Raw genomic sequence first — 8,787 nt, forward strand, 5'->3', positions numbered from 1 at the left:
ATCTACTTTATCGCCGAAATCAAAAACAAAATTCCCTGTAGGAGTCATATTTTCAATTTCCTGATCTGAAAGCTTTCTTATCCCGGCTAATGTAAAAGAATGGCTTCCTGTAGCATCCTGTATTTTCAGAATCATGCCCGGAAGTCCTCTGAATTTATAGGGACCATCCTGAACCGGAATATCGGCTGAAAACCATGCCGTCCATTTTCTCCCTCCAAAATCAGCTGTTGCTTTCTGGACATTATATTCTTTAACTTTATTTTTTTCGGGATGAACTGTCCATTGTATAGTCCGGTTATCTGATACATTGTATTTTGTGCGCCCCATTCTGGTAATAAAAAACAGTTTATTATCAGAATAATCTTTAATGACAGTGTATTTAATTGTATTACTCTTAGAGGCTGCAGATTGCTGCATGTTTTCTATTTTTCCTGTTGCTTTCATCTGTTTGTCAAAAATTGCCTTGGAAATAGAATCATTTTTAAAGGTTGCACCACTATAGAATCTGGAAAATCCGGGAGTAATGTCGAGATACATCAGCTCATTCCTTTTATCCTGAATGTTAGTAGAGTCTGAAATATATTCATATTCATAAATGAATCTCTGGTTCTGGGAAAAAAGTTTGATAAACAGAAATAAAAAAATAATTACATGTAATTTTCTTCGGTATACCATAATATTAAAAAAAATTTATATTTTAGCTGCTAATTCAATAACCAAATATAAGATTTCACATGAAAATGAAAAAACTTACACTAAAAAAAAGCGTTGTAGCTAATCTGGACAAAAAGGCAATGGAACAAGTAAAGGGAGGAATAAGACAACCAGAAGTGGGGTTAACTCCTGAAACCTTTGGATGTGGAGAAACATCTACAGAAGATAAAGGTTGCGGTTCAAAATTATGCCAAGAGTTTGGACTAGGATAAAATTATCACTTTTACAAAATTTAAGTTTCGTAATATTTATTTATTATGAAACTTTTTTAATTTATGGAGAAGCAAATTGTACATGAAATAGCACAGAGAATATTGTCTGATAAGGAAAGAAGCAACTACGGTCTGCTTACAGGCTATATAGGCCATATGATTTTCTTATCTGAGTATTCTAAAATACAGCCTGAATATTCTAAAGCCATCAATGGTTATATTGATCATTTTTATTCTGATATAGAACAAGAAATCATTTCTCCATCATATTCAAGAGGAATTTCCGGTGTCTGTCTGGGGATAGGCTATCTTCATCTGAATAATAAAAAGCCCTTTGCCTTTGTATCCAAAAGCATTGATGAATATCTGGCTGCAGAAGCTGAAGAATATCTATCTTCTCAAAATTTTGATTTCCTGCATGGAGCCATCGGAATAGGATTTTACTTTATAGAAAGAGCTAAAGAGGGCAACAAAATTGCCATAAGGGCCTTAAAAAGTATCTTGGAAAGTCTGGATAAAAATAAGATCAGTGACGGCAAAGGCGGAGTTACATTTTTAAATTTCAACAAAGTATCAGATATTTCTTTATCCCATGGCTTATCGGCCATATTGCTGTTTTTGTGCAAGCTCATTGAAATCGGTTTTTCCTACAAAAATTTAGCTCATGATTTTTCTATATGTATTGTAAACTATATTCTGTCACAAAAAATAGACCGTCAGATTTATGGTTCACAGTTTCCATATACCTCTTTGGAAGACAGCACCAAAGGAAGCAGACTGGCCTGGTGCTATGGTGATCTCGGGATTTGTATAGCTCTCTTAAAGGCATCTGAAATACAGATGAACCGGGAACTGAACCAACATGCAACAGAAATATTGCTTTACAATACCCAAAGGAGAGACTTGCATAAAAATTTGGTTCAGGACAGCGAAATATGTCACGGAACCTCAGGAATAAGCCTTATTTATCATATTCTGAATCAAAAATATAAAATTCCGGAATTGGCAGAATGTGAAAAATTCTGGCTTGATAAAACCATAGAACTTTATCACAAAAAAGACAGTCATAATAATCTGAGTCTACTGGATGGGCTTTCAGGAACCGGCCTTGTATTACTCAATTCATTCTATCATACAGGAACTCGGTGGAGTCATTTTTTTTTAATATGAAAAAAGCAATCAAAGTAAAATATAAAGATTTCGGACACTTTATCATACGCTGTCCTTCCCTTCCATATTCGGAACATACTCCTTTCTCATATGAAAAGATAAAGGAGAATGCTTTTTTTATGGAATCTCTGTACGTTTCATCTCCTGAATTCTATGAAGAAATAGCCAATACGGAACAGCTGAACGAAAAACATAAGCTTACCCTTCTTAAATATTGGAACAGAATCAGAACAAGGTCTACTCCTTTCGGGATTTTCTCAGGAATCGGAATTGGCAATATCGGTGATGATATAAACAGCATCATCATTTCCTCTCAATATGAGAGAGCTGCAAGATTAGATATGAGCTTTTTATCGAATTTAATAAGTTACCTGCAAAACAGAAAAGAAGTAAAAACCTCACTGAGGTATTTTGCCAATGATACCTTTTATAAAGCAGGAAACAACTACAGATATTATTTTGTTAAAAAAGCAGAAAACAATAAGGATTTTAAATTTGATGTAATTCATGTTGAAATCTCAGGCTATTTAAAAAAAATTATAGACCGATCGAAAGACGGAGTCTTGTTATCTGAACTTTTTTCTATGCTCGGCGTAGAGTTTTCAGAAGAAGAGATTCGGGATTACATTGATGAATTAATTGATTCTCAGATTATTTTAAGCGAACTCACCCCTCAGATCACAGGAGAACCGTTACTCCATAAAATCACAGAATTATCAGACAGAGCAGGTTTACTTCAGATCAGTCAGATACTGAAGCAGATCAACTACCTGCTGAATAATATCAATGAAGAGAAGGATCAGGTTAAAGCCTACAGAAGTATTGAAAATATGATCCGTAAGCTGAACGTTGAATATAAAAGAAAAGAGCTGATACAGGTTGATCTGAAAAGAAAGTTTGAAAAAGCCAGTCTTAATAAAGAAACCATTAATGAAATTAAAGAGGCTATATCCTATCTAAATTCATTGGAATATTTTGAAAATGAAAACCAAAGCTTAAAAAAATTCATTTCTGCTTTCCAGGAAATATATGAAGAAGAGGAAATGCCTTTGCTGCATGTTCTGGATGTTGATATTGGTCTCGGATATCCTATTGAAGATTATGGGAATAATTATACCAATTCACTGATTAAAGATTTTGAATTGCCGGCTATAGAAATAAAGCCTAAAAAATCATCTGTATTAAAAGAGATCATCTCCCGGAAAAGAGAATACATACAGGAAATAAGATTAGAAGACGAAAAAGCAGATCTGAAAAACGATATCAATAACTTCTACCCGGTGTTTTATACCTCGCTGGATTTTGTAAATATCGGAAAACAGGCTCTTCCCAGGCTGAAATATCTGGGCGATCGGTCCGGAGTTAAATTATTGACCCGCTTTTCGCATGTAGATAAGGACATTGAAGATCTTATTTTTACAATTATCCGGAAAGAACAGAAATTAAGTAATGAAGTTTTAGCAGAAATTGTACATCTTCCCAATCCACGCCTGGGAAATATTTCTACCAGACCTCATATCAGGGACTATGAGATAACCTGTTTAACGGCTTCTGACAGAGAAAAAGAACATCGAATTCCTCTTAATGACCTGATGATATCTGTAAAAAATAACAGGATTTTACTGCGTTCAAAAAAGCTCAATAAGATAATAAAACCTGTATTGTCAACAGCACATAATTACAGATTATCTGATTTATCTGTTTACAGGTTTTTATGTGATCTTCAGTTTCAGGATACCAGAATCATCAGTTTTCCTTTTGACTGGGATCTGCCTTATACCCCGAGAATAAGATATAAAAATGTAATCATCTCACTCGCCACATGGATCATCAGGACAGAAGAGCTGGAGCACATTTTTACAGAAGAAGATGAGGACCTTTTGCTGCTGGCAATCAGGAAATGGAAGGATGGCAATCATATACCTGATCTTTTTTTGCTCTGCATTGGTGACAACGAACTTCTCATCGAATCCGGAAAAGCAGAGCATATCAAAATGTTTTTAAAAGAGATAAAGAATAAAAAAACAGTCAAAATTGTTGAATTTTTATTTGATGAACAGCATTCTGTTTTAAAAGACCGGGAAGGAAATGCTTACAGACAGGAGGTTATTTTACCATTATATTGTGATGCACAATGAAAAAGATACAAAGAAAATTCGCTCTTGGCAGTGAATGGATTTACGTTAAGATATATACAGGATATAAAACCGCAGATCATCTCTTAGTAAATGATCTCTATTCTCTTACCCGTTCACTCACCAAAAAAAATCTGATCCGGAAATTTTTCTTTATAAGATTTAGTGATCCCTTCTATCATATCAGATTAAGGTTACACGTAACAGATGTCTCCAATATCGGAACCATCATCTCATTACTCCATAAGACATTATATCCTAAAATTGAGAACAGGCTGATTACAAAACTACAGTTTGATACCTATAATCGTGAAATTGAAAGGTATCATGATCTGTTGATTGAAAAATCTGAAACAGTGTTCTGCACAGACAGCAGCTATATCATGAAGATTATCAGGAATGTGGTTGCAAATGAAGCAGAAGATAACAGATGGCTGGCAGGAATGCTCCTTATCACCTCTTTTTTGGATTGCTCAAAAATAAGTATGGAAGAAAAATTCAGACTGATGGAGGGATTGGCTAAAAGTTTTAAAAACGAATTTGGATTCGATATGTATAACTCCAAACAGTTTAACGTAAAATACAGAGAACATACACAGGTAATTAATGATGTTATCAGCAGAACTTATCTCTCAAATGGTTTTGAAAAAATATATCCGCTTATTGATAAGAGGAATAAGGAATTGAAGCCTGTCATGGAAGACATTAAAGCAATATCTGAAAAGTACAATTTGGATTATATGAGGTACCTCAGCAGTTACATCCACATGACCATCAACAGACTTTTCCCTGTTAAAAACAGGTTACATGAACTTCTTCTGTATGATATGACCAGCAGATATTATAAAAGTCTTCTGGCCAGAAGAAAGTTTGATAGTCAATAAGAATGACTTTTTTAAAGGCAAAATGACCAACTAAATATCATTCATTTTCTGGTTAAAAAAATAACAATATAAAATCTTCTGTCATCACAGAAGATTTTTTTATATGCTGAATTAAAACGATTAAAGCAGATTTCACATATTATCGTAGCTTTGTAAAACCAGTTTCAAAAAGATGAAGCATACCATTCCTACCTACGACCTGAGTGACATCTCCAAGCACCGCTTTCATATAAAAAGGATGGATGAGCATACCTATCGTACAGAGACTATTCTTATGGATAAAGGAATTCATCGCGACAGCCATTATATATTTACTTTTATGGAAAGCGGACATGTGAGAATGATGGTTGATTTCAGTACTATTGAAGCCAGAGATTCTACTATTTTCTGTGTGTTGCCAGGACAAGTACATCAAGGCCTTTTAATGGATCAGGTGAATGGTTGGTTTGTCGCGATAAAATCTGATCTGGTTCCGGATGCTGTGCGTTCTGTTTTTGAGGAATCTCTGGAGGGTATACGCCCTTTGGCTGTGGAAAAAGCATGGGTAGAAAAGTTCAATCATGCGGCTGTTATACTTCATTCTTTTTACAACGAAGAAATGTTGGCTTCCAAAGAAGGTTCTTCAGTGATACAGTCTCTGCTTCATACTTTTATAGGAATGTTTGCTTTTATTTATTCAAAAGAAAATTCTTCTCAGGCTTCTGGTGAAAATCGTTCTTTACAACTGACACGGGAGTTTAAAATCATGGTGCGACAAAGATACAAAACCATGAAAAGTCCATCCGAATATGCTGAAAAGCTCAATATCTCCAGAGGATATCTCACAGAAGTTATCCGTGAGATAACTGGTAAGCCTGCCCAACACTGGATTCATCAGGAAATCCTAATTGAAGCCAAGCGGTTATTGGCGTTCACTCACCTTACCGTAAAAGAAATTGCTTATGAATTAGGATATAATGACCACACCTATTTTAGCCGCTTATTTTCAAAACTTGAGAACCAATCCCCGTCAGAGTTCAGGAATATAAACCGATAGTTCCCAAACGGAGCAAAAAATTTATTTCATACACTTCTTCATTCTTTCTTCACATCCTCAACCACGAATTGTCCAATCATTTCCCTGAAACAGCTATCGTGCGATTTACATTTTAAAGCTTCCTTTGCAGTAAAAAATTACTCATGCCAAGTTTACCAAAATGGATCAATGATACAGTAGAAAATGTATGGTCTTCAAAATTCAAAGATTGTACAGTTATTCATATAGAAACTATTTCCCGGAATCTTCGTCTTATACGTTTTGAAACCGATTTACGGGATATTCAGTATGAACCAGGTTATGCTATCGGAATAAGAATCAATGACAGGGATTTTCGTAATTATTCCCCCTTCAATTTTAACAGGGAAGCGGGAACGTTTGAAGTTCTATTCCATCTCCACAATGATTCCGCTGTGGGAAGTCGTTTTGCAGCTCATTTATCTGTTGGAGATTCCATAAAAATAATAATTCCGAGAGGAAAGCGCTTTTTTGAACCGAATGCAAAAATTCATTTTTCCATAGGGGATGAAACTTCATTGGGAAGTTCTCTTTCCATTAAAGAAGCAGTGGAAGAAGCAGGTTCTTCATTTATCTGTCTTCATGAGCTGGAAGAAGCCCAGGCTTTGGAAAGCCTCAATTTATATGGTTATCACAGTCCCAAGAACAGTACAATGCGAATGATAGAATCTTTAACTGACTTTCTGAGAGAAGAAAAGGAAACGATTTACAATGATGATGCTATTTTTTACCTCACAGGAAACGGAACCCGAATGTCACTGATAAAAAAGTATCTTAAGGCTAAAGGAGTTTCTTCAAAATGCATCAGATCTCAGGCCTATTGGTTGGAAGGAAAAAAAGGACTGTAAAAGACAGGAAGCTGGAAATTATACATTCAAATATAGATGACTGCTGTTTTAATTTCCAACTTCTGTTTTTCATTCAATATTATTTTAGTCTTTGTCCCAGTGACTTCACTTTCTTCAACCATATTTTCCGTTGTTCTTCGTTAGAAGTCCGAACAATACCCAAATACGTCACCTTTACCGGTTTTATTCCACAAAATTCCAGCGTTGATTTTTTAAGCTGATTCACACTTGGTCTTCCGTATATCAAGCGGTAATACCAGCCCGGCTGATCTATCGTAGTGATAATATGGGCTGTTTTTCCTTTTAAAAGCTTATCCCACCATAAAGAATTCTCTCTGTATTTATAAGCGAAGCCGGGAAGAAAAAGCCGGTCTATAAATCCTTTCATCAAAGCTGGCATACCACCCCACCAAACCGGATGTATCCAAACCAGATGATCTGCCCAAAGAATGATTTCCCAGGCATTCAACAAATCCGGCTCCAACTCCATCCTTTTTTGATAGCCGAACTGTAAATTGGGGTTAAAGTTTAGATCTGCAATGATAATTTCTTTGATTTCCGCTCCTGATTCTATGGCTCCTTTTTTATAGGCTTCCGCCACTCCGAAATTGAAAGATTCTTTATTCGGATGTCCGTTGATAATGGTTATCTTTTTCATGATGCAATGTTGATATTAATGTTTTCATAAGCAGTAAGCTGAGCCAATAATGATAAAGGTTCATGCAGTTGATGACTGAAATAAACATTGTTTTCATGAGGGTTTCTCAGTAATTCTTCTGTTTTTACCCAACAATCAGTTACCACCTATTCTCTATTTATTTTTTTGACAAAATTATAGAGCTGATAAACCAATCAACAGGACAAATGTCTAAAAAGAAATTTCTTTTCTGATCCGGCTTAAATGCCGTTGGGTAATGCCAAGGTAGGAAGCAAGATACTGTAACGGAATTTTCTGAATATAATCCGGGTAGTTTTTAAGAAGTGCTTTATAACGCTGACTGGCAGTATCTCTCTGAAGCTGAAAAAACCTGTTCTCCAATTCAAGATATTCCTGCTCGGCAATCATCTTTAAAAACTTCGTCCAATTGAGATCATCCTGGATCAGAGCATCCATTTTTTCCTTTTTTAAAATCAATAATTCTGCATCCGTAATCGCCTGCATAATTTCTTTACTGAGACATCCGGAAATAAATGAGGAATAGGCGGCCATCATCGTATTGGGAAACCTGAAACAATACGTCATGTCTTTTCCATCATCAGAAAGATAGAAAGAGCGAAAAATTCCGGACCGGATAAATGCCACTTCCCTGCATTTCTCACCTTCATGGATGAAATACTCATTCTTACTGACTTTCCTTATCTCAAAAAGCTGTAAAAATTCTTCAATCTCATTTTCTGAAAACAGTTCAAAACTCCGAAAAAAATCATGTACCATTGATCTGGGTTTTCTTAATATGGCGAAAATAGATAAAACTTATTGAAAAACTGAAGTTGGAAGATTAAAAGGTTGGAAGATGGAGGCTGAAAGATAGAAGTTCCTTTTAGCCATACAATTAAAAGCGGGCATTACTAAGCAATGAAAAGAAAAACTATTTAAAAAGAACATCATAATCTCTTAGCTTCAGGCCTTTCTAAAAAGTGATTTCTTGACTGAGTAAAAAGAAAATCATCCCAGGGCGGGATGATCTACCGTTTTGAATTACTAAGTTATTATATGAAGATATGAATGATGTTTGTTGATGCAAAGATAAACAGAGCTGTAATTTTCAC

The 8,787-nt window shown here is 35.2% G+C and carries 10 protein-coding genes; 6 read left to right on the forward strand and 4 right to left on the reverse strand.

Annotated features, from left to right (window positions below; translation table 11 throughout):
* The coding region (locus tag BBH99_RS05370) for a GLPGLI family protein (RefSeq protein ID WP_066693013.1) at positions 1–675 on the reverse strand (675 nt) is incomplete at its 3' end.
* 59 nt (positions 676–734) lie between these two features.
* On the opposite strand from BBH99_RS05370, the gene BBH99_RS05375 reads away from it, so the two are divergent.
* The 6 genes from BBH99_RS05375 to BBH99_RS05400 all read left to right on the forward strand — a co-directional run bounded on the left by BBH99_RS05375 (position 735) and on the right by BBH99_RS05400 (position 7,017).
* Positions 735–926, forward strand: coding sequence for a class I lanthipeptide (locus tag BBH99_RS05375; protein ID WP_066693015.1), 192 nt, complete (start codon positions 735–737; stop codon positions 924–926).
* A gap of 63 nt (positions 927–989) precedes the next feature.
* The gene (locus BBH99_RS05380; protein WP_066693017.1) at positions 990–2,096 is read left to right on the forward strand and encodes a lanthionine synthetase LanC family protein; all 1,107 of its coding nucleotides are present in this window, start codon (positions 990–992) and stop codon (positions 2,094–2,096) included.
* Positions 2,093–4,234 carry a lantibiotic dehydratase family protein gene (locus BBH99_RS05385; protein ID WP_066693019.1) on the forward strand — a complete coding sequence of 714 codons (2,142 nt, stop codon included), beginning with the start codon at positions 2,093–2,095 and terminating at the stop codon, positions 4,232–4,234. The genes BBH99_RS05380 and BBH99_RS05385 overlap by 4 nt, the downstream gene beginning before the upstream one ends.
* The gene (locus BBH99_RS05390; RefSeq protein ID WP_066693021.1) at positions 4,231–5,115 is read left to right on the forward strand and encodes a thiopeptide-type bacteriocin biosynthesis protein; all 885 of its coding nucleotides are present in this window, start codon (positions 4,231–4,233) and stop codon (positions 5,113–5,115) included. The genes BBH99_RS05385 and BBH99_RS05390 overlap by 4 nt, the downstream gene beginning before the upstream one ends.
* A 172-nt stretch (positions 5,116–5,287) precedes the next feature.
* Positions 5,288–6,151, forward strand: a complete 864-nt coding sequence (locus BBH99_RS05395; protein ID WP_066693023.1) for a helix-turn-helix domain-containing protein — start codon at positions 5,288–5,290, stop codon at positions 6,149–6,151.
* A gap of 143 nt (positions 6,152–6,294) precedes the next feature.
* Complete coding sequence (locus BBH99_RS05400; RefSeq protein WP_066693025.1) at positions 6,295–7,017, forward strand: siderophore-interacting protein; 723 nt, start codon at positions 6,295–6,297, stop codon at positions 7,015–7,017.
* Between the two features lie 79 nt (positions 7,018–7,096).
* Here the strand turns inward: BBH99_RS05400 and BBH99_RS05405 are convergent, their stop codons facing one another.
* The 3 genes from BBH99_RS05405 to BBH99_RS05410 form a co-directional block, all read right to left on the reverse strand.
* The gene (locus BBH99_RS05405) at positions 7,097–7,675 is read right to left on the reverse strand and encodes an NAD(P)H-dependent oxidoreductase (RefSeq protein WP_066693027.1); all 579 of its coding nucleotides are present in this window, start codon (positions 7,673–7,675) and stop codon (positions 7,097–7,099) included.
* Entirely contained in the window at positions 7,672–7,821 is a 150-nt protein-coding gene (locus BBH99_RS22030; RefSeq protein ID WP_185111046.1) for a hypothetical protein, read from the reverse strand. Before BBH99_RS22030 ends, BBH99_RS05405 begins: the two co-directional genes overlap by 4 nt.
* A 64-nt stretch (positions 7,822–7,885) precedes the next feature.
* Positions 7,886–8,452 (reverse strand): Crp/Fnr family transcriptional regulator, encoded by a 567-nt coding sequence (locus BBH99_RS05410; protein WP_066693032.1) that lies wholly within the window; start codon positions 8,450–8,452, stop codon positions 7,886–7,888.
* Between the last annotated feature and the right edge of the window lie 335 nt (positions 8,453–8,787).

The sequence above is a fragment of the Chryseobacterium contaminans genome (assembly GCF_001684955.1).
GTDB lineage: Bacteria > Bacteroidota > Bacteroidia > Flavobacteriales > Weeksellaceae > Chryseobacterium > Chryseobacterium contaminans.